A 19,785-nucleotide genomic window follows, 5' to 3' on the forward strand; every position below is an offset into this window, starting at 1 on the left:
GTCAGTACGTCCGCTGGGTGGCCTTGACGACCAGCCGGGTCAGCGCCTCCGGCGCGGGCTCGGCCAGGTGCGCGCGCTCGAGGGCGGCCATCGCCGCGGTGGTCAGCTCGTCGATCCGCCGCTCGACCGCGTCGACCGCGCCGACCTGCTGCAACGCCATCCGGACGGTTTCCACGCCCTCGTCGGAGAGGTCCGCGTCGCCGATCGCGTCCGCGATCACGGTGGCCGCGGCCGTCTCGCCCTTCTCGGCGGCGAGCTGCAGGCCGAGCGCGACGAGCAGCGTGCGCTTGCCTTCGCGCAGGTCGTCGCCGGCGGGCTTGCCGGTGACCGACGGGTCGCCGAACACGCCCAGCAGGTCGTCGCGCAGCTGGAACGCGATGCCGACCTCGCCGCCGAACTCCAGCAGCGTGGTGATCAGCTCGGGGGAGGCCCCGCCGAGCGCGGCGCCGAGGTGCAGCGGCCGCTGCACGGTGTAGGCGGCCGTCTTGAGCCGGTCGATCTTCAGCGCGGCCTCGACGGAGGCGTCGCCGGTGGCCTGCGTGCGGACGTCGAGGTACTGCCCGGCGAGCACCTCGGTGCGCATCGCGCGCCACGCGGGCCGGGCCGCGGCCAGGGTCGCCGCGGGCAGCGGCGCTTCGGCGAACATGTCGTCCGCCCAGGCCAGGGCCAGGTCGCCGACGAGCACCGCGGTGGCCAGGCCGAACGCCGCGGGGGAGCCGAGCCAGCCCTGGTCGGCGTGCAGCTTCGCGCCCGCGATGTGCACGGTCGGGAAACCGCGGCGGGAGTCGGAGGAGTCGATCAGGTCGTCGTGGATCAGCGCGCACGCCTGGATCAGCTCGAGGCTGGACACGGCCTGCAGCACGCCCTCGGCGTCCGGCCCCGCCGGGTCGCCGCCCGCGCCGCGCCAGCCCCACCAGGCGAACGTGGGACGCAAGCGTTTGCCGCCGGTCAGCACGAACCCGCTCAGCGCGTCGATCCCGGCCTTCACGGTCGGCTCGGTCGCCACGATTTCCGCGCTCGCCCGGCCGAGGAACCCGGCCAGCGCGCGCTCTACGTGGGCGGGCAGGGCGGCGTCGGAAACGGGCGCGTTCATACCGTCATCCTCGCGGAACCGGCGGGGGCGCGGGGTGCCGGGGCACCCGGATGTGGCGAATCAGACTCGGGCCGGGGCCGCCCAGAACGGCCCGGTCAGGCCCGTTTCGGCGAAGTACGCGACGGCGCTGTCCGGTTCCCGCCGCCGGTAGCCGCGTTCGAGCCGGCCCTCGTACCAGCCGCGGGCGAGCCGCCAGAGCGTGACCAGGTCCATCACGTACCCCTTGGCCCGCCCGGTCGCCGCCAGCCAGGCGTCCACACAGGACTCGTCGCAGAACAGCCGCTGGTGGCCGCAGGTGTGCAGCACGTCGTCCCACATCCGCGCGGCGGGCACGAGGAAGTGCGCCACCTGCGCGCCCTCGGGCGGCGCGGTGCGCGCCACGACCAGGGCGTGCGGCTGACCGCAGCCGGGGCAGCGGGTCGCGACGAGCACGTCCGGCTCCCCGGCCACCAGGTGCGGGATGGCGAAGGAGTCCCACGCGCAGCCGCCCCACCACAGCGTGTGCGTGCCCATCACCGAGAACCCGAGCGACTTCGCCGCGAACGGGTGGGCCAGCACGACGTGCTCGCACTCGTCGAGCACCAGGTGGTGGGCCGCGGCGAGGCGGTGCAGCGCCTGCTTGGCGACGGCCAGGGAGCCGCCCGCCGCGTCGGCCAGCTCCGGCGCCGACGGCGCGCGGCCACGGGCGGCGAAGGCGCGGTAGACGGCGAGGCGCACGTCCTCGTCCCAGCTCGCGTCGTCATCCCGCATGGCTCACTCCCGTGACCAGTTTAGTCCCGGAGACCTTTAACATTCGGGTATGACGTCGGTGATCGAGCGGTTGCGAGGAGAAGGGCCGAAGTTCTCCATCGAGTTCTTCCCGCCCCGGGACGCGGCGGACGAGGCCGTCCTCTGGAAGGCGATCCGGGAGCTCGAGCCGTACGACCCGGCCTACATGTCGATCACCTACGGCGCCGGCGGCTCCAGCCGGGACGGCACGGTCCGCAGCATCGCGCGCGTCGCCACCGAGACCACGCTGGTGCCGATGGCGCACCTGACCGCCGTCAACCACACCGTCGCCGAGCTGCGGAACGTGATCGGCTGGTACGCCTCGGTCGGCGTCCGCAACATCCTCGCGCTGCGCGGCGACCCGCCGGGCGACGTCTACGGCGACTGGATCCCGCACCCCGAGGGCCTCACCTACGCCGAAGAGCTGGTGCAGCTGGTCCGTGAACTGGGCGACTTCTGCGTCGGCGTCTCGGCGTACACCTACGGCCACCCGCGCTCGGCCGACCTGGAGTCGGACACGAAGTACCTGGTCCGCAAGCTGCGGGCGGGCGCGGACTTCGCGATCGCGCAGCTGTTCCACGACCCCGAGGACTTCCTGCGCCTGCGCGACCGGGTCGCCGCGACCGGCTGCGAGGTCCCGGTGCTGCCCGGTGTCATGCCGCTGACGACGATGCGGACCCTGCAGACGACGATCAAGCTGTCCGGCGCCCCGGCGCCCCGCAAGCTCCTGGACCGGCTCGAACCGCTGGCCGACGACCCCAAGGCGTTCCGCGCGGCGGGCATCGACGTCACCACCGAGCTGTGCGAGAAGCTGATCGCCGAGGGCGTGCCGAACCTGCACTTCTACACGTTCAACCGGTCGAAGGCGACCCGCGAGGTCATCGCGCGGCTGGGGCTCGTCCCGGCCCGTGCTTAAGTCCGTACCGCGGGCCATGACTGGTTCGGTAGCGTGCGGCGCATGGCTTCTACTGCTTCCGATGGCGTGCACGGGATCTGTGACCGCTACGTCGACGAATACGCGGCCGCCGACCCGGTCGCGGCGACCGCCTACGGCATCAAGGGTCACGACCACCGCCTGACCGACTACTCGGCGGACGGGTTCGCCGAGCGCGCCGGCCTGGCTTCGCGGGCGCACGCCGCCGTCACGGCCGCCGAGCCCCGGGACGCCGCCGAGCGCGCCGCGAAGGCCGTGTTCACCGAGCGCGTCGGCCTGGAGCTGGAGATCCACGAGGCCGGCCTCGACGTGGCGAGCCTCAACGTCATCTCCAGCCCGGTGCAGGAGCTGCGGATGGCGTTCGACCTGATGCCGCTCGACACCGAGGAGGACTGGTCGGTCGTCTCGGCCCGGCTCGGCGAGGTCCCGCAGGCGCTCGCGAACGTCCGCAACGGCCTGCTCACGGCGGCCGACGCGGGGCGCGTCGCGGCGCTGCGGCAGGTCGGCAAGGTGGCGGAGCAGTGCGAGACGTGGGCGGGGCTGAAGGACGAGACGGGGTACTTCAGCCGGCTCGTCGGCGGCGCGTCTTCACAGGGTGAAGCGCTCAGGGGAGACCTTGCGCACGGCGCGCGGGCCGCCGAGGAGGCGTTCGCGGAGTTCGCCGGGTTCCTGCGGGCCGAGCTGGCGCCCAAGGCCCCGGTCAAGGACGCCGTCGGCGAGGACGTCTACCGCCTGTGGTCGCGGTACTTCGTCGGCGCGGCGCTGGACCTGCGCGAAGCCTACGAGTGGGGCTGGGCGGAGTTCGCCCGGATCGAGTCCGAGATGCGCGCGGTCGCGAACCGCGTCAAGGCCGGTGCTTCCCTGACGGAGGCCGCGGCGGTGCTGGACGCGGACCCCCGCTACCGCGTCCGCGGCCGCACGGAGTTCGAGGCGTGGATGCAGCACCTCTCCGACGAGGCGCTGAAGTCGTTGCGCGGCAAGCACTTCGAGATTTCGGATCGCGTGATGGCGCTGGAGTGCAAGATCGCGCCGCCGGGTGGTGGAGTGGGCGCGTACTACACGGGCCCGAGCGAGGACTTCACCCGCCCGGGCCGGATGTGGTGGTCCCTGCCGGCCGGCCGCGACGAGTTCGTCACGTGGCGCGAGACGAGCACGGTGTACCACGAGGGAGCGCCGGGCCACCACCTCCAGATCGCGACGGCGGTGGACCAGTCCGAGGGGCTGAACAAGTACCGGCGCCTGATGGCGTTCACGTCGGGGCACGCGGAGGGCTGGGCGCTGTACTCGGAGCGCCTGATGGAGGAGCTGGGCTACCTCTCCGACGACGGCGACCTGCTGGGAATGCTGTCGGAGCAGCTCTTCCGCGCGGCGCGGGTGGTGGTCGACCTGGGCATGCACCTGGAGCTCCCGATCCCGGCCGGAACGGGCTTCCACGAGGGCGCGCGGTGGACCCCGGAGCTGGGCCTGGAGTTCATGCTGACCCGCACGATCACCGACGAAGCACACGTCCGCGACGAGATCGACCGGTACCTGGGCTGGCCGGGCCAGGCCCCGGCGTACAAGATCGGCGAGCGGCTGTGGCTGGCGGCCCGTTCGGAGGCCCAGGCCCGCGCGGGTGGAGCGTTCGACATCAAGCGGTTCCACATGGAGGCGCTGCGGCTGGGCGGGATGGGGCTGGACACCCTGCGGGAGCAGCTGGCCCAGCTGGACTGAGGTGTGCGCGGCCCCGCCCGATCCGCGGCGGGGCCCCGCCCTCCCTGGGGGGGGCGTCCCACGTCCAGTTTATCGGCCCCTCCCGACAAAACCTGCCGGAGAGCCGGGCCCGGGCCCGGCTGTCCACAATGCCGCCACCCTGTGGAAAACCCGTCGCGCCCATACAGCCTCGCCGTTAAGTTCGCCCCGTGCGCCGAATTCTCTTCGTCACCCCACCGCCCCGCGCCTGAGCGGGGTGGTCCCCAGCCGCGTGGCCTCCAGGGCCCGCGGCTGATTCGTCTTGTGCACCGCCCCGCGTCGTCGAACTCCCTTTTCCTTCGACGCAGGAGCGTTCCTTTGGCAACCCTGTCCACGCGCGCCCGGTCCTCGGCCGCGCTCGTTCTCGCCGGTGTCCTCTGGGGCACCGGCGGCCTCGCCGGCTCGCTGCTCGGGCAGCTCGCCGGCCTGCACCCGCTCGCCGTCGCCGCGTACCGGCTGCTCGTCGGCGGCGGTGTCGCGACCCTCTTCGTCCTGCTGAAAGGCGGCGCCTTCCCCCGCACCGCCGAAGCGGCGAAGCGGCTTCTCACCGTCGGCGCGCTGTTCGCCCTCTTCCAGGCGAGCTACTTCGCCGCGGTGTCGCTCAGCTCGGTCAGCATCGCCACGATGACCACCATCGGCGCCGCACCCGTCGTCGTCACGCTCGCGGTGGTGCGCAGGCCCCACCGCTGGACGGTGCTCTCCCTCGCCGGCACGCTCGCCGGCCTGGTGCTGCTCCGCTGGTCACCGGACGAACCCGCCCACCTCGTCGGAGGCCTCGGCTTCGCGCTCCTCGCCGCGGCGGGCTTCGCGACCCTGACGCTGCTCACCGCGAAGCCGGTCGAAGGCCTCGACCCGCTGGCCACGACGGCGTTCGGCTGCCTGACCGGTGGTCTCCTGCTCACCCCCGTGGCGAGCTGGACGGGCATGGCGCTGCCGCTGCACGCGGACGTCCTCGCGGCCGCCTGCTACCTCGGCGCGGTGCCGACCGCCCTCGCCTACGCCGCCTACCTGCGTGGCCTGGCGACGGCGCACCCCGTCCTCGGGGCGCTGTCCGCGGTGCTCGAGCCGTTGACGGCCGCGGTGCTGTCCGCCGCGCTCTTCGGGGAACGGCTCGGCGTCACGGCCTGGTGCGGCGCCGCCGTCCTGGTCGCGGCGCTGGGGATCGGGTACTGGCGCCCCGAACCGCGCTGACCGGTGCTGCTCCTCGGCTCAGCGCGAGTCGAGGGGCAGCGCCCGCCCGAGGATCGCGAACGGCCGCGGGTCACCGGCGAAGTGGTAGTCGCGCAGGACGTCGACGAACCCGGTGCGCCGGTAGAGCTTCCACGCCCGGCTGGTGCCCTCGGGCGTCGACAGCAGGACGTTCGCGCTCGGCACGCCGTCCAGCAGCGCGCGTAGCAGGTCCTCGCCGATCTGGTGACCCTGGTTCTCCGGCTTGACGTGGATCTCGGTCAGCTCGAAGTAGTCCGACAGCCAGCGCTCCGCCGCTTCGGGCCCGAAGCGGCGGCTCAGGCCGTGGCGCACCTGCTCGTGCCACCACTGCCCGGCCCGGCCGCGGTAGCCGTAGGCGAGCCCGAGCAGGACGTCGTCGGCGTCGAGCGCGGCCATGCAGCGCCAGCCCTCACGCAGCGCGTGGGTGAGCCACATCGGCGCGCGTTGCTCGGCGGTGCCTGCCGGGTACCGCATCGCCCGGACGTAGATGTCCAGCGCCTCGGGCAGGCGGGCGCGGAACTCGTCCGAGGAGAGCTGGACGTAGCGGGAGCAGCCGGCGGGCATCGCGGTCACGGCTGGCCATTCTCCTCCGCGCCGGCGAGCGCGCCCGGGGTGCCCCCGGTCAACGCCACCAGCTCGGCGAAGGTCGTGGGAAACACCGTCTTCGGGTGCCCGGCCGCGGCCCACACGACGTCGTGGGCGCGCAGCGCGGTGTCGACGAGCGTCGGCAGCGGCTCGGGGTGCCCGACCGGGGCGACGCCGCCGATCGGCTGCCCGGTGTGCGCCCGCACGAAATCGGCGTCGGCCTTGCCGATTCCGGCCCCGGCCAGCCGCTCGAGAGTGGCCGGATCCGCGCGGTGGGCGCCCGAGGTGAGCGCGAGGAGCGCTTTTTTGTCGGACCCCAGGCGGAAGATGAGGCTGTTGGCGATGGCCCCCACGGGCACGCCGAGCGCTTCGGCCGCCTGCGCGGCGGTCCGGACCTCGGCGGGCAGCACGCGGATGCCCTCGGCGGCGGCGTGCTGCCCGGCTTCGGCCAGCGCGGCCGCCACCTTGGCGACGGCGGGGTGGTCCAGCGAACTCATGAACCTATGAGATCACGCCACCGACCTGGTGTCCCGCACCACGTCCGGGGATTCCACCCGTGGGGTTGAGCGGACACCGGGTCGGGGTTACTCTGGAAATTGTTCGAACAAGCGTTCGACATCGGTGAGCGCGCACCGGTCAGGTGCCCGGCGGCGGGGCGGGGGAAGCGTCCTGCCGCCGGGTGCTCGATCGGGCTCACCCCGCGCAGGAGGAGGGTCGTCATGTCCGTCAAGGTCGTGTCCCCCACGGAGTCCGGGCAGCCGCAGCTGCCCATGCCGCTGCGCCCGCCGGTCACCCCGGCCGCGGCCGGCACCCACCACGGCCGCCCCCGCCGAACCCGCCCGGCACCCGACGGCGAGGGCCGCCCGCGCCCGCCCGCGGCGGTCGACCCGGGGCAGCCTGAGCTGCCGATGTCCCTGCGCCCGCCGGCCGCTGATGGGGAGCTTGAGCAGGCTTCGTCGGTGCCGGCTGACTCGGAGCAGCCTGAGCTGCCGGCCTCGCTGCGCCCACCCATCGCGGACTCCCCGCAAGCCCAGCTCCCCGAATCCCTGCGCCCGCCCACTCCGCCCGCCGCCGGTGTGCAGACCGAGCCGCCCGCCGACCCTGAGCGCAGCCAGTCCGAGCTGCCCATGTCCCTGCGGCCGCCCGCGGCGCCCGTTGCCGCCGGCCTGCTCGCCCAAGCCCGGCGCGGGCTCGCCGAGGCCGAGCGGGAGACCGCTCCCGCCGAGCGCTTCATCGGTGCCTACCTCGCCGCGCTGCGTGGCGCCGCCGCCGTGCTCGCCGCCCGGGGACGGCCGCACCGGGGCCGCGCGCGGCCGGCCAGCACCTGGGTGCTGCTCGACTCCGTCGCCCCCGAACTGCGGGAGTGGTCGGCTTTCTTCGCGGGCAACTCGGCCACGCGCGCCGCCGCGCAGGCCGGGATCACCGGCAAGGTCACCGCGGAGTCGGCCGCCGAACTGGTGCGCGCCGCCACGCCGTTCCTCGAACTGGTCCGCCGCCTGGTGCACGGCCTCCCGATCACCGGGGAAGCCCATGTCGCGTGAGCACGGCCCGGTCGACCGCGGGCGGCTGCTCACGGCGCTGGGGATCGAAGGCCGCGTGCTGGCCGAAGCCGTCCACGCGGCGCCCGCCGAAGCGCCGGTGCCCGCCTGCCCGGGCTGGTCGGCCGCCGAGGTGGCCCGGCACGTCGGGAGTCTCTACCGGATGGTCCGGCGCCGGCTGGCCGACGGCCGCAACCCCGAAGACTGGCAGCGCGACCCCGAGCCGGGCCAGAGCCTGGCGGCGTATCTGGAGACCGGCCTGGCCGAACTGCTCGACGAGCTGGCCGCGCACGACCCGGAAGAGCGCGCCGACACGTGGTGGCCGGCCGATCCGACGTACGGGTTCTGGCGGCGGCGGATGCTGCACGAGACGCTGGTCCACCGCGTCGACGTCGAGCAGGCGGCGGGCGCGGAGCAGCGCGGCGTCGCCGAGGACCTGGCGATCGACGGCATCGACGAGGCGCTGACCCTCTGGTTCGGGCAGAAGCTGCCGATGCTGGGGCTGACCGGCACGAAGGCGGGCTCGGTCGGCGTGCGCGCCGGCGCGCACAGCTGGATCGCGCGGGCCGGACCCGAGGCCACCGAGGCCTGGCGCTGTTCGGCCGAGGAGGCCGAGGCCGCGGACGACGTCGTCACGGCCGCCGAACCCGGGCGGCTCTACCTGTGGTTGTGGGGCCGGTCGTCCCTGACCTCGGTGACCGTCCGGGGCGTGCACGACCAGGCGGCCCAGCTCTGGGCGCTGCTGCGGCTCGCGACCCGATGATCCGGCCGGTGGGGAAGCCGAACCGGAACTGTCGGAGGTGGCGGTTAGCCTGCGGCGCATGAACACGCGCCTGGTGAACCTGGTGATCGACGCGGCGCGGCCGAGGGTCCTGGCGGACTTCTGGGCCGCGCTGCTCGGCTGGCGCGTCGCGGTCGACGAGCCGGACGAGGTCGACGTGCGCGCCCCGGACACCGACGGCTGGGAGCTCGACCTCGTTTTCGTACCCGTGCCCGAGCCCAAGGAGGTGAAGAACCGGATCCACCTGGACCTGGCGAGCACGTCGCTCCCGCACCAGGCAGAGCTGGTGTCGCGCGCCTTGGCGCTCGGCGGCCGCCGGGTCGACCTCGGACAGGGCGCGGTGCCGTGGGTCGTGCTGGCCGACCCGGAGGGCAACGAGTTCTGCGTCCTCGAACCCCGTGGCCGGTACGCGGGGTCGGGCGCGGTGGCCTCGATCGTGGTCGACGCCCACGATCCGGAGCGCCTGGCGGACTTCTGGGCGCGGATCACGGGTCTGCCGGTCAGCGCCCGCGAGGGCGACGTCCTGGTGGGGCTGCGCGCGCCTTCGGGCCGCGGGCCGTGGCTCGAGTTCCTTCGCAACGACGACGTGAAGCGGGTCAAGAACCGGGTGCACCTCGATGTCGCGCCACGGTCGGGTACCGAGCACGCGGAGGTCGTGTCGGATGTCGTGGCGGCGGGTGCGGCGCCCGCCGACCTCGTCGGCCCGGCGCTGCCGTGGCGCGTGCTGATGGACCCGGAGGGCAACGAGTTCTGCGTACTGACCCCGCGCTGACCTAGCTTGGAAGCATGGAGACCTTCGAGTGGCAGGGGCGCCGGATCGCCTGGGACCGGGCCGGATCCGGCCCCGCGGTGGTGTTCTGCCACGGCACACCGTGGTCGTCGGCGTTGTGGCGGCCCTTCGCCAAAGCGCTGAGCGAAGACTTCACCGTGTACCTCTGGGACATGCCGGGCTACGGCCGGTCCTCGAAGGACGCGGACCACCCGGTCGGCTTCGGCGTCCAGGCCGAGGCCTTCCAGGCGCTGCTCGCGCACTGGGGTCTCGAACGGCCGCACATCGTCGCCCACGACTACGGCGGTGCCGTGTCGCTGCGCGCCCACCTGGTCCACGGCGTGCCGTACGCGTCGCTGCTGATGGCCGACGCCGTGGTCATCCCGCCGTCGGGCTCGCCGTTCTTCCAGCTCGTCAAGGAGCACCCGGACGTGCTCGCCCGGGTGCCGCCGTACATCCACGAGGCGCTGGTCCGGGCCTACATCGGCAACGCGAGCTTCCGCGAACTGCGGGAGGCCGACCTCGCGGAGCTCGCCGCGCCGTGGCTCGGCGAGGAAGGCCAGCCGGCGTTCTACCGCCAGATCGCCGCGTACGACGAGCGCTACCTGGCCGAGAACGAGGCAGAACTGGACCGGGTGGATTTCCCGGTGCGCGTGCTCTGGGGTGCCGAGGACACGTGGATCCCGGTCCCGATCGGCGAGCGGCTGGCCGCGGGCATCCGCGGCGCGACGTTCACCCCGGTCGCCGGCGCCGGTCACCTCATCCAGCTGGACGCCCCGGTCGCCCTGGCGACCGAGCTGCGGTCCTGGCTGACGAGTGTTTCGGCCGGGTTGCCGGGCCCCGGCCAACGCTGACCTGAGCGAAACACCGGCGTCCTGGCCCGGCAACAACCGCGCGGGACCGTGGAGGACATGGAGACCTCCAGAGCGTTGCCCCAGGCCGGCCCGGCGGCCGCCGTCGAGGTGGCGGACACGCCGTCCGCGTGGCGGGTCCGGATCCGGATGCACGACCACCCCGGCACCCTCGCCCGCATCGCGATCCGGCTCGCCGACCTCGAGTGCAACATCCTCGGCCTGGCCGTGCTGCCCGTGCCCGGCGGCGTGCTCGACGAGATCGTCCTGCGCCCGGCGACCGGCCTGCCCCGGCGGCACCTGGCCGACGCCATCCGCGCCGAGGGCTGCGAGTGCACGGCGATCATCGACGCCGACGTCCACGAACTGGTCGACCCGGCGTCGTCGACGCTGCTCGCGGCCCGTCGCGCGGTCGACGACCCGGCCCGCCTCGCCGAGGTGCTGAAGGACGTGCTGGCCGCGGACGTGGTCACCCGCGTCCCCACGGCCGAGGCGAACCCGGCCCGCACCGAGAGCGGGCACCGGGCGGTGTTCGCGCTGGGCGATGGAGACGCGCTGGTGGCGCGGCGCCAGTGGGCGCCGTTCGTGCAGCTGGAGCTCACCCGCGCCGAAGCGCTGGTCACGTTGCTGACCGCGGCGGCCCGGAACGCCGCGGGCCCGGTGGTGCTGAACCGCCCGGACGGCGCGGCGATCGTCCTGCGCAAGGGCGTTCCCGCCGACGCCGAAGCGGTGGCCGACCTGCACCGCCGCTGCTCGACGGCGACGCTCTTCCGGCGCTACCACACGGGAGTCCGGACGGTTCCGCGCCGCTGGCTGCACCGGCTGCTGGTGCCACCGCGCGGCACGAGCGTGCTCGCGGTCTTCGGCCGCGAGGTGATCGGCCTGGCCCAGCTGATCCCGTCCGCGACGGGCGGCGCCGAGATCTCCCTGCTGGTGGAGGACGACTGGCAGCGCCAGGGCATCGGCACGGCCCTGCTGTCCAGGGTGGCGGCGCTCGCGGGAACTCAGGGCATCACGGAGCTGAGGGCGGACTGCCTTTCGGGCGACGACGTGTTGCCCCGTACGGCGGCCCGGGCGGGGCTGCGCACGGAACGCTCCCTCGAGGAGGGCACCCAGCTGCGGATGTTCCTGCCGGCTTGAGGCCGGGCCTGATCAGCGCTTCCAGAACCAGTCCTTGTCGCGTGCTTCGCGCAGGGCCGTCTTCTTGCGCTCGGCCGTGAGGCGGTCGAGGTAGAGCACGCCGTCGAGGTGGTCGGTTTCGTGCTGGAGGCACTGGGCCAGCACGTCCTCGCCTTCGACCTCGATCGGCTCGTTGTGGATGTCGACGCCTCGCACCTTCGCGTGCTTGGCCCGCTTCGTCGGGAACCACAGCTCCGGCACCGACAGGCAGCCCTCGTCGATCTCGTGCGTCTCCTCGGACAGCTCCACGATCTCCGGGTTGACGACGTACCCGGCGAGCCCGGCGACGTCGTAGCTGAAGATGCGCAGCCCGACCCCGATCTGCGGCGCGGCCAGCCCGGCGCGCCCGGCCGGCTTCACCGAGTCGACCAGGTCCCGCACGAGCGCCTCGAGCTTCTCGTCGAACACGGTGACCGGGTCGCAGACGGACTTGAGGATCGGGTCCCCGAAATAGCGCAGCTCGCGCATGGCCATGAGCAGAACATCCTTCGTGCGTGTCGGACTGGCAGCTTAGGCCCGGAGGCGCAGACCCGAGGGCGTGGCCCGGAAACCGGCCTCCCGCAGGACCTCCGCCAGCTCGGACGTCAGCGCCTGCTCGCCGTCCGCGCGCTGGACCGCCAGCTGGCCCAGCCAGCCCTCCCGGACCGCGGCCGACAGCGCCTGCGCGGCGTCCGCCAGGGGTTGCCGTTCCTCGGTGAAGCTCAGCAGTGACCTTCCTCCTCGCTCGACGTACAGCGCCGGAACTCCGTCCACCAGCACCGCCAGGGCCCCGGCCTTGCGGGCCGGACGGTGCTTGGTGTCGCCCGTCGCGGCCGGCCAGGGCAGGGCCGCGCCGTACGGCTGGGCCGGGTCCGCCGCCGCCAGCACCACCGCGCGGCCGGGCGCCGGACGGCCCGGACCCGACAGCGCGCGCAGCCGGTCCACCGCTCCCTTCGCCGCGAACTGGGCCGCGCCCAGCCCCTCCACGACGTAACCGCGGATCACCTGGCCGGTGTCCTCCATGCCGCGCAGCACCTTGTAGATCCCCGAGAACCCGCCGGTGACGCGTTCGGTGTCGAGCGCGCCGCGGGTCAGGACGCCGTGGCGCTCCAGGAACGCCTCCGTCCGCGCGTGGGCGCGCCGGGTCGCGTCGGTTTCGCGGGACGGCGTCAGCGCCCAGCGGCCGGCGACCGTCGGTGGTCCCGACCGCGACGGCATCTGCGGCCGCCCCGCCCGCAACCGCGCGTACCGGCCGCGGGGCGCCTGCCGCCGCGGCTTGTGCGCGCCGTGCCCGGCCACCTGGGCCCGCAGCGGTCCCAGCGTGTCGCCGGTGACCAGCCCGGCCCACACCAGGTCCCACAGCGCGGCCACGACTTCGGCGTCCCCCGGCGCCTTCTCCACCAGCACGGTCGCGCGGTCCACCAGCTGGCGGAAGAACAGCGCGCCACCCTCCAAAGTGGACAGGAGCGCGTCGTGCAGGGGGCCGGTCGGGATGTCCTCGACGACTTCCGGCAGCAGCAGGTCGGCGACGTCGGTGGGGGCGAGCGCGATCCAGCCGTCCCCGCCGGACAGCGCGCCGCAGCCCGCCCACGTGACCTCGCCCGCGGTCGTCAGTTCGTCCAGCAACGCGGGGGAGTAGCCCGGCAGCCGGCCGGGCAGGATCAGCGACTCCACCGCGCTCGCCGGCAACGGCGCCCCGGCGAGCTGCTCGACCACCGACAGCACGTCGTCCGCCGTCGGCGCGGCCCGGACGCGGCCGCCGAACCCGTGCCACGCCGGCAGGAACCGGCCCAGCGCCGCCGGCTCGACCGGCTCCACCTCGGCCCGCAGCTTCGCCAGCGACGCCCGCCGCAGCCGGCGCAGCACCGCGGAGTCGCAGTACTCGACCCCCACACCGTGGGTGTCCGGATGCCCGACGGGACTCAGCTCGCCGCGCACCAGGCGGCCTTCCCCGGTCATCCGGTCGAGGACGCCGGTGACGACCGCCATGCCCAGTCCGAACCGCGCCGCCACCATCGCCGCGGCGAACGGCCCGCGGCTGCGGGCGTAGCGCGAGAGCAGGTCGCCGAGCGGGTCCGCGACCGGTTCGGTGAACGCCTCGGGCACCCCCACCGGCAGCGCGGTGCCCAGCGCGTCACGGACCCGGCCGGAGTCCTCGATCGCCAGGAACCGTTCCGTGCCGCCGATCCGCACCCGGATCGCCCGCCGCGCCGCCTCCAGTTCGGTGAGCCACTCCGCCTGGATCCCGCGTTCGGCGGCCTCTTCGACGGTCAGGTCGCCGAGGAAGCGCAACAGGTCGGCGGCGTCCTCCGCCGAGCGCGCGTGCCGGTCGGGGTCGAGCCGCTGCAGCGACCGCTCCACCTCGCGCACGGCTTCCGGGTCGAGCAGCTCGCGGATCGCCTCGGTGCCCAGGAGCTCGGCCAGCAGCGCCGAATCGAGCGACAGCGCCGCCGCGCGCCGCTCGGCCAGCGGCGCGTCGGTCTCGTACAGGAACATCCCGACGTAGCCGAACAGCAGGCTGCGCGCGAACGGCGACGCCGCCGGCGTCTCGACCTCCACCAGCCGGACCTTGCGGGCCCGGACGTCGGCCATCAGCTCGCGCAGCCCGCTCACGTCGTAGACGTCCTGCAGGACCTCCCGCATCGCTTCGAGGACGACCGGGAACCGCTCGTACTTCGACGCGACCGACAGCAGCTGTGACGCGCGTTGCCGTTGCTGCCACAGGGGAGTGCGCCGCCGCGGATCCCGGCGCGGCAGCAGCAGCGAGCGCGCCGCGCACTCGCGGAACCGCGCCGCGAACACGGCCGAACCGCCGACCTCCGCGACGATCAGCTGCTCGACCTCCTCGGGGTCGAGCAGGATGTCGTCCGCGCCGATCGTGACGTCGCCGCCCTCGGCGTCGAGCGCGTCCGGCAGTCGCAGCACGATGCCGTCGTCGGAGTGCGCGACCTGCGCGTCGACCCCGCGGTTCTCCCGCAGCCGCGCCGCGATGGCCAGCGCCCACGGCGCGTTCACCTGCGCGCCGAACGGCGAATGCACGATGATCCGCCAGTCGCCCAGCTCGTCGCGGTAGCGCTCCAGCAGGATCGTCCGGTCGTTCGGCACGTGCCGGGTGGCCGCCTTCTGTTCGCTCAGGTACGCGAGGAGGTTGTCGCACGCCCGCTCGTCGAGCCCCGCCGCCGCGGCCCGCTCCCGGGCCTTCTGATCGTCCGCTGTGGACAGTTCGCGGACGAATTTCCCCAGCGCCCGGCCGAGTTCCAGTGGACGGCCCGGCGCGTCGCCCTTCCAGAACGGCATCCGCGCCGGTTCGCCGGGAGCCGGCACCACGATGACCCGGTCGTGCGTGATGTCGGTGATCCGCCACGACGACGTGCCGAGCAGGATGGTGTCCCCGACGCGCGACTCGTAGACCATCTCCTCGTCGAACTCGCCGACGCGCGAACCGGGCTTGTCGTCCCCGCCCGGGGTCATCACGGTGAACAGGCCGCGGTCGGGGATGGTGCCGCCGGAGGTGACGGCCAGCCGCTGCGAGCCGGGGCGCCCGCGCAGCTCGCCGGCGATGCGGTCCCAGGTGATCCGGGCCCGCAGCTCGCCGAACTCCTCGCTCGGGTACCGGCCGGCGAGCATGTCGAGCACCGCGTGCAGCGCGTCGTCCGGCAGCGACGCGAACGGTGCGGCCCGCCGCACCAGCGACGCCAGGTCCGGCACCGTCCACGGCTCGAGCGCCACCATCGCGACGACGTGCTGCGCCAGGACGTCCAGGGGGTTGCGCGGGTAGCGGACCGCCTCGATCGCGCCGCTCGCCATCCGTTCGGCGACCACCGCGCAGGAGACGAGGTCACCGCGGAACTTGGGGAACATCACCCCAGAGGAGACCGCGCCGACCTGGTGACCGGCCCGGCCGACGCGCTGCAGCCCGGACGCCACGGTCGGCGGCGCTTCGATCTGGATCACCAGGTCGACCGCACCCATGTCGATGCCCAGCTCCAGTGACGACGTCGCCACCACGCACGGCAGCCGCCCGGACTTGAGGTCTTCCTCGACGTGCGTGCGCTGCTCCCGCGACATCGACCCGTGGTGCGCCCGGGCGATCACCGGCGGCGCGCCGGTGCTCACCCCGGACTGCCCGACGGCCTCGGCCGGGAACGCGTCTTCGGGGGTGAGCTCGGTCTGCTCGGCGGCCAGCTCGTTCAGCCGGGCTGTCATCCGCTCGGTGAGCCGGCGCGAGTTGGCGAACACGATGGTCGAGCGGTGGTCGCGGATGAGGGCCAGCACCCGTTCCTCGACCGCCGGCCAGATCGACGGCCGCTGCACCGGGTTGCCGGCGATCTCCTCCAGCGTGCCGAGGCCACCCGGCGCGATGTCTCCGGGCGGGAACGCCTCGGTCAATGACTCCAGTGCATCGAGCGGGCTCGGCGCGGGGCCGCCGCGCGGAGCGTCGAGGTTGCCCATGTCCTCGACCGGGACCTCGACCCGCACCTCGATGGTCTTCGCCAGCTTCGGCTGGACCACCCGCACCGGACGGCCGCCGGCCAGGAACGCGCTCACTTCGTCCACCGGGCGGACCGTCGCCGACAGGCCGATCCGCTGCGCCGGCTTCGGCAGCAGCGAGTCCAGGCGCTCCAGCGACAACGCGAGGTGCGCGCCGCGCTTGCCGCCGGCGACCGCGTGCACCTCGTCGACGATCACGGTCTCGACGCCGCGCAGCGACTCCCGCGCCGATGACGTGAGGATCAGGAACAGCGATTCCGGCGTGGTCACCAGGACGTCCGGCGGGGTCTTGCCGAACGAGCGGCGCTCGGCCGCGGTGGTGTCGCCGGTGCGCATGCCGACTTCGATCTCCGGCACCGGGAGCCCGAGCCGCCGCGAGGCCTGCGAGATGCCGGCGAGCGGGGCGCGCAGGTTCCGCTGGACGTCGACGGCGAGCGCCTTCAGCGGGGAGACGTAGAGGATCCGGCAGCGTTTCGTGGCCTCCGCGGGCGGTGGCTCCACCGACAGCCGGTCCAGCGCCCAGAGGAACGCCGACAGCGTCTTGCCGGAGCCGGTCGGCGCGACGACAAGGGCGTGCTCGCCCGCGTGCGCCGCCCGCCAGGCTCCTTCCTGCGCCGCGGTCGGCGCGGCGAAGGCCCCCGCGAACCAGTCGCGGGTCGCGGGGGAGAAGAGGTCGAGCACGTCAGTTGCCACGTCGTCCATGATGCGCGGCACCACCGACAGTTTCGGGATCGCTCGCCAGGATCACGCTCTGGGCGAACTGCGGATACGTGACGTCGACCTTCGGTTCGTCGGTGATCAACCGGTACTCGCGGTCGAGCGGTGCCCAATACGAAAAGGGCGCCTGGCCCAGCTTGGAGTGGTCGGCCAGCACGTACGCTTCGCCGCCGGCGTGCAGCATCGCGTGCTTGACGACCGACTGCTCGAGTGAGGGGCAGCACAGGCCCCGGTCGGCCACCAGGCCGTCCGCGCCCAGGAACACCCGGTCGGGTGAGATGTGTCGCAGCTGGGCCAGCACGCTCTCGCCGAGGATCGCTTCGTCGGGGTGCCGCAGCCGGCCGCCGAGGACGATCAAGTCGATCCCGGCGAAGCCCGCCAGCTCACGGATGGCGTTGACGCCGTTCGTGACGACGGTCAGCCCGTCGCGGTGGGCGAGGTGGCGGGCGAGCCTGCCCGTGGTCGTGCCGGCGTCGAGCAGCACGACCTCGCCGTCGCGCACCAGCGCGGCGGCTTCCCGGGCGATGGCGTCCTTCGCCGCCGCGTGCTCGCGGTCCTTCTCGAGCGGGCCGCGTTCGGTGTCGAGCGCGCCGCCGTAGGTGCGGACCACGTGCCCGGCTCCGGCGAGCGAGGCGAGGTCACGGCGGATCGTCGACTCCGAAACACCGAACTCCTCGGCCAGTTCCGCGATGCCGCCCGAGCCGTCGCGGACGGCCTCCAGGAGCATCGCGCGCCGGTCACGGGTGCCTGGTCGCGGCTGGGACATGCGCCGAGTCTTCCACGACGGACGGTTTCAGCCCGGAGAACGCCAGCCCGGCGGCCACGGCGAGGAACGCGGCCAGGACGACGAAGCCGGTGGTCGCGCTGCCGGTGACGTCGGTGAGCCAGCCGACCAGGTAGGGCCCGGCGAACCCGCCGAGGTTGCCCAGCGCGTTGATCAGGCCCATCGCCACGGCCACGACCTCGATGCCGAGGATCCGGCTGGGGATGGCCCAGAACGGCCCGTACGGCATGTAGACGCCGGTCGCGACGACGCAGAGCAGCACCAGCTGCACCGCCGCCGGCCAGCGCACGAGGTTGCCGAGCAGCAGCCCGGCGATCGCGGCGACCAGGGGGACGGTGATCGCGAGCCGCCGGTTGCCGGTCCGGTCCGACCAGTGCGCGCACGTGACCATCCCCGCCAGCGCCAGGACGTACGGGATGGCCGAGAGGAGGCCCACGGACGTCGCCGAGCCGCCCGTCATCGTCTTCACCACCGACGGCAGCCACAACGAGAAGCCGTAGAAGCCTGTCGTCCAGAAGAAGTAGACGCCTACCAGCAGCAGGACCTGCCGGTTCGCCAGCGCCTGCCGGTAACCCTGCTTCGCGAACGCCGGCTTCGCGTCTTCTTCGGCTTTCAGGGTGCTTTCGAGGTACTCGCGTTCTTCCGCGGAGATCCAGCGGGCCTGCGCCGGCCGGTCCGCCACCGCGAACCACCAGACGACCGCCCACAGCAGCGGCGGCAGGCCCTGGAGCACGAACACCCAGCGCCAGGACATGTGGTCGAGCATCAGCCCGGACAGCGGCGACATGATGATCGCCGAGATCGGCAGGCAGGTCATCCACAGCGCGTTCGCCCGGGCGCGTTCCGCCTGCGGGAACCACGACGCCAGCAGGATCAGCACGGCCGGCCAGACGCCGCCTTCGAACAGGCCGAGCAGCAGCCGCGCGAGGTGCAGCTGGGTCTCGTTCTGCACAAGTCCGCACAGGACGGCTGCGACCGCCCACGCGATCATCAGCACCAGCACCGTCTTGCGGGCACTCCACTTCACCGCCAGCACGGCCGCCGGGATCTGCAGGATCAGGTAGCCGAGGAAGAAGATGCCGCTCGCCAGCCCCTTCGCGCTGGCGGACAACGGGAAGTCGTCGCCGATGTAGGGCAGGATCACCGCGACGTTCGTGCGGTCGAGGTAGGCCAGCATGTACATGACCACCGCGACCGGGATGACGTACGCCCACCGCTTGCGGGGCACCCCCGCCGGCACCGCCGTCATCGGCTCGGTGGGTAGATGGCGGGCAGTTTCCGCGCGTACGGCGCCAGCGTCGCCGCCGCCTTGAACGCCGCGACCATCGTGCCGTGCGACGCCCGGCCGGTGCCGGCGATGTCGAACGCCGTGCCGTGGTCGACCGACGTGCGCAGGATCGGCAAGCCGACCGTCACCGAGACCGTGCCGTCGAAGTCGTACGTCTTCGACGCGATGTGCCCTTGGTCGTGGTAGAGCGAGAGCACGCCGTCGAACCGGCCCTGGATCCCTTGGTGGAACACCGAATCCGCGGGGACCGGGCCGACCACGTCCAGCCCGGCGACCCGCGCGGCGGCCACCGCGGGCGCGATCGCGATGATCTCCTCGTCGCCGAACTTGCCGTTTTCGCCGCCGTGCGGGTTCAGCGCCGCCACGGCGAGTCTCGGTTTCTCCGTGCCGAACACCTCCAGCGCGGTGTACGCCTCGCGGATCGCGTGCTCGATGTTCTCCCGGGTGATCTGGTCGATCGCTTGGCGCAGCGAGAGGTGCCGGGTGGCGAAGAAGATCTTCAGGCCCGAGACCCAGAACATCGTGTTGAAGCGGGTCGACCCGGTCAGCTCGCCGAGCATCTCGGTGTGCCCGAGGTGCCGCGAGCCCGCCGCCCAGATCGCCTCCTTGTTGATCGGCGCGGTGACGACCGCGTCGACCTCGCCGGCCAGCGCGAGCCGGGTGGCCACTTCGATCGCGCCCACCGCGGCGGCGCCCGCGGTCGCGTTGACCTCGCCCCACGGCAGGTCTTCGCGGACGACGCCGAGGTTGAGGATGTCGATCACGCCCGTGGTGAAGCGCGCGTCGGCGACCGTGGCGATCGGGTTGATCTCCAGGTTCAGGCCGAGGTGCCGGACCAGGCGTTCCAGCACGATCGCGTCGCCGACCGCGACCCCGCGCGCCAGCTGCAGGGACTCGGGCTCGGCGAGCGTCTTGAGGGTGATCTCGGGTCCGATGCCCACGGGGTCGCCGAGGGTGACGGCGAGGATGGGGAGGTCGCTCACGGATTCTTCCTTCCGGTGGCCGGCACGTGGTTCAGGTGTTCCAGGCAGGCGACTGTGCCTCGGGCCGGGGCTTGCCCGCACCGCCTGTGCGGCGTGTGGTGGCGA

The 19,785-nt window shown here is 73.5% G+C and carries 17 protein-coding genes; 8 read left to right on the top strand and 9 right to left on the bottom strand.

Annotated elements, in window-relative coordinates:
- Position 1: 1 nt before the first annotated feature.
- Both ACZ4TR_RS24040 and merB read right to left on the bottom strand, forming a co-directional pair.
- Positions 2-1,093 carry a polyprenyl synthetase family protein gene (locus ACZ4TR_RS24040; RefSeq protein ID WP_465289112.1) on the bottom strand — a complete coding sequence of 364 codons (1,092 nt, stop codon included), beginning with the start codon at positions 1,091-1,093 and terminating at the stop codon, positions 2-4.
- A 60-nt stretch (positions 1,094-1,153) separates the two neighbouring features.
- Complete coding sequence (merB, locus tag ACZ4TR_RS24045; RefSeq protein ID WP_465289113.1) at positions 1,154-1,843, bottom strand: organomercurial lyase; 690 nt, start codon at positions 1,841-1,843, stop codon at positions 1,154-1,156.
- 49 nt (positions 1,844-1,892) lie between these two features.
- Here merB and metF point away from each other — a divergent pair, with 49 nt between their 5' ends.
- From metF to ACZ4TR_RS24060, 3 genes are all read left to right on the top strand, one after another.
- Positions 1,893-2,777, top strand: coding sequence for a methylenetetrahydrofolate reductase [NAD(P)H] (gene metF, locus ACZ4TR_RS24050; RefSeq protein WP_465289114.1), 885 nt, complete (start codon positions 1,893-1,895; stop codon positions 2,775-2,777).
- Between the two features lie 42 nt (positions 2,778-2,819).
- Positions 2,820-4,508 carry a DUF885 domain-containing protein gene (locus tag ACZ4TR_RS24055; RefSeq protein WP_465289115.1) on the top strand — a complete coding sequence of 563 codons (1,689 nt, stop codon included), beginning with the start codon at positions 2,820-2,822 and terminating at the stop codon, positions 4,506-4,508.
- A gap of 336 nt (positions 4,509-4,844) precedes the next feature.
- Positions 4,845-5,717 carry a DMT family transporter gene (locus ACZ4TR_RS24060; RefSeq protein WP_465289116.1) on the top strand — a complete coding sequence of 291 codons (873 nt, stop codon included), beginning with the start codon at positions 4,845-4,847 and terminating at the stop codon, positions 5,715-5,717.
- An 18-nt stretch (positions 5,718-5,735) separates the two neighbouring features.
- On the opposite strand, the gene ACZ4TR_RS24065 is transcribed toward ACZ4TR_RS24060, so the two are convergent.
- Together ACZ4TR_RS24065 and ACZ4TR_RS24070 are read right to left on the bottom strand one after the other, a co-directional pair.
- Complete coding sequence (locus ACZ4TR_RS24065; protein WP_284741052.1) at positions 5,736-6,308, bottom strand: GNAT family N-acetyltransferase; 573 nt, start codon at positions 6,306-6,308, stop codon at positions 5,736-5,738.
- Entirely contained in the window at positions 6,305-6,817 is a 513-nt protein-coding gene (locus ACZ4TR_RS24070) for a YbaK/EbsC family protein (RefSeq protein ID WP_364522698.1), read from the bottom strand. Before ACZ4TR_RS24070 ends, ACZ4TR_RS24065 begins: the two co-directional genes overlap by 4 nt.
- A gap of 222 nt (positions 6,818-7,039) precedes the next feature.
- On the opposite strand from ACZ4TR_RS24070, the gene ACZ4TR_RS24075 reads away from it, so the two are divergent.
- The 5 genes from ACZ4TR_RS24075 to ACZ4TR_RS24095 are packed head-to-tail and all read left to right on the top strand — an operon-like array spanning position 7,040 to position 11,399.
- On the top strand, positions 7,040-7,861 hold the full coding sequence (locus ACZ4TR_RS24075; protein ID WP_465289117.1) for an SAV_6107 family HEPN domain-containing protein: 822 nt from the start codon (positions 7,040-7,042) through the stop codon (positions 7,859-7,861).
- Positions 7,851-8,621, top strand: a complete 771-nt coding sequence (locus tag ACZ4TR_RS24080) for a maleylpyruvate isomerase N-terminal domain-containing protein (RefSeq protein ID WP_364522696.1) — start codon at positions 7,851-7,853, stop codon at positions 8,619-8,621. The genes ACZ4TR_RS24075 and ACZ4TR_RS24080 overlap by 11 nt, the downstream gene beginning before the upstream one ends.
- A gap of 58 nt (positions 8,622-8,679) precedes the next feature.
- A complete protein-coding gene (locus tag ACZ4TR_RS24085; protein ID WP_465289118.1) occupies positions 8,680-9,411 on the top strand; it encodes a VOC family protein in 732 nt (243 codons plus the stop codon).
- Between the two features lie 14 nt (positions 9,412-9,425).
- Positions 9,426-10,262 carry an alpha/beta fold hydrolase gene (locus ACZ4TR_RS24090; protein ID WP_465289119.1) on the top strand — a complete coding sequence of 279 codons (837 nt, stop codon included), beginning with the start codon at positions 9,426-9,428 and terminating at the stop codon, positions 10,260-10,262.
- Positions 10,263-10,319: 57 nt separating this feature from the next.
- Entirely contained in the window at positions 10,320-11,399 is a 1,080-nt protein-coding gene (locus tag ACZ4TR_RS24095; protein ID WP_465289120.1) for a GNAT family N-acetyltransferase, read from the top strand.
- Between the two features lie 12 nt (positions 11,400-11,411).
- Here the strand turns inward: ACZ4TR_RS24095 and def are convergent, their stop codons facing one another.
- Genes def through pdxA form a run of 5 tightly spaced genes read right to left on the bottom strand, consistent with a single transcriptional unit; the run spans position 11,412 to position 19,680 of the window.
- On the bottom strand, positions 11,412-11,912 hold the full coding sequence (def, locus tag ACZ4TR_RS24100) for a peptide deformylase (protein ID WP_364522688.1): 501 nt from the start codon (positions 11,910-11,912) through the stop codon (positions 11,412-11,414).
- Between the two features lie 36 nt (positions 11,913-11,948).
- Positions 11,949-16,610, bottom strand: coding sequence for a DEAD/DEAH box helicase (locus ACZ4TR_RS24105; protein WP_465289121.1), 4,662 nt, complete (start codon positions 16,608-16,610; stop codon positions 11,949-11,951).
- Positions 16,591-17,391 carry a DeoR/GlpR family DNA-binding transcription regulator gene (locus ACZ4TR_RS24110; protein ID WP_465289122.1) on the bottom strand — a complete coding sequence of 267 codons (801 nt, stop codon included), beginning with the start codon at positions 17,389-17,391 and terminating at the stop codon, positions 16,591-16,593. Before ACZ4TR_RS24110 ends, ACZ4TR_RS24105 begins: the two co-directional genes overlap by 20 nt.
- Positions 17,363-18,658 (bottom strand): MFS transporter, encoded by a 1,296-nt coding sequence (locus ACZ4TR_RS24115; protein WP_465289123.1) that lies wholly within the window; start codon positions 18,656-18,658, stop codon positions 17,363-17,365. Before ACZ4TR_RS24115 ends, ACZ4TR_RS24110 begins: the two co-directional genes overlap by 29 nt.
- Positions 18,655-19,680, bottom strand: coding sequence for a 4-hydroxythreonine-4-phosphate dehydrogenase PdxA (gene pdxA / locus ACZ4TR_RS24120; protein ID WP_465289124.1), 1,026 nt, complete (start codon positions 19,678-19,680; stop codon positions 18,655-18,657). Before pdxA ends, ACZ4TR_RS24115 begins: the two co-directional genes overlap by 4 nt.
- Between the last annotated feature and the right edge of the window lie 105 nt (positions 19,681-19,785).

The organism is Amycolatopsis sp. NPDC028719, from assembly GCF_055565395.1.

Excerpts from the sequence above, each read along its gene's own strand:
- ACZ4TR_RS24090 (WP_465289119.1), top strand. The coding sequence starts at position 9,426 with ATGGAGACCTTCGAGTGGCAGGGGCGCCGGATCGCCTGGGACCGGGCC.
- ACZ4TR_RS24040 (WP_465289112.1), bottom strand. The coding sequence starts at position 1,093 with ATGAACGCGCCCGTTTCCGACGCCGCCCTGCCCGCCCACGTAGAGCGC.
- metF (WP_465289114.1), top strand. The coding sequence starts at position 1,893 with ATGACGTCGGTGATCGAGCGGTTGCGAGGAGAAGGGCCGAAGTTCTCC.
- ACZ4TR_RS24085 (WP_465289118.1), top strand. The coding sequence starts at position 8,680 with ATGAACACGCGCCTGGTGAACCTGGTGATCGACGCGGCGCGGCCGAGG.
- ACZ4TR_RS24080 (WP_364522696.1), top strand. The coding sequence starts at position 7,851 with ATGTCGCGTGAGCACGGCCCGGTCGACCGCGGGCGGCTGCTCACGGCG.
- ACZ4TR_RS24110 (WP_465289122.1), bottom strand. The coding sequence starts at position 17,391 with ATGTCCCAGCCGCGACCAGGCACCCGTGACCGGCGCGCGATGCTCCTG.
- merB (WP_465289113.1), bottom strand. The coding sequence starts at position 1,843 with ATGCGGGATGACGACGCGAGCTGGGACGAGGACGTGCGCCTCGCCGTC.
- ACZ4TR_RS24055 (WP_465289115.1), top strand. The coding sequence starts at position 2,820 with ATGGCTTCTACTGCTTCCGATGGCGTGCACGGGATCTGTGACCGCTAC.
- def (WP_364522688.1), bottom strand. The coding sequence starts at position 11,912 with ATGGCCATGCGCGAGCTGCGCTATTTCGGGGACCCGATCCTCAAGTCC.
- ACZ4TR_RS24095 (WP_465289120.1), top strand. The coding sequence starts at position 10,320 with ATGGAGACCTCCAGAGCGTTGCCCCAGGCCGGCCCGGCGGCCGCCGTC.
- ACZ4TR_RS24105 (WP_465289121.1), bottom strand. The coding sequence starts at position 16,610 with ATGGACGACGTGGCAACTGACGTGCTCGACCTCTTCTCCCCCGCGACC.
- ACZ4TR_RS24075 (WP_465289117.1), top strand. The coding sequence starts at position 7,040 with ATGTCCGTCAAGGTCGTGTCCCCCACGGAGTCCGGGCAGCCGCAGCTG.
- ACZ4TR_RS24115 (WP_465289123.1), bottom strand. The coding sequence starts at position 18,658 with ATGACGGCGGTGCCGGCGGGGGTGCCCCGCAAGCGGTGGGCGTACGTC.
- ACZ4TR_RS24070 (WP_364522698.1), bottom strand. The coding sequence starts at position 6,817 with ATGAGTTCGCTGGACCACCCCGCCGTCGCCAAGGTGGCGGCCGCGCTG.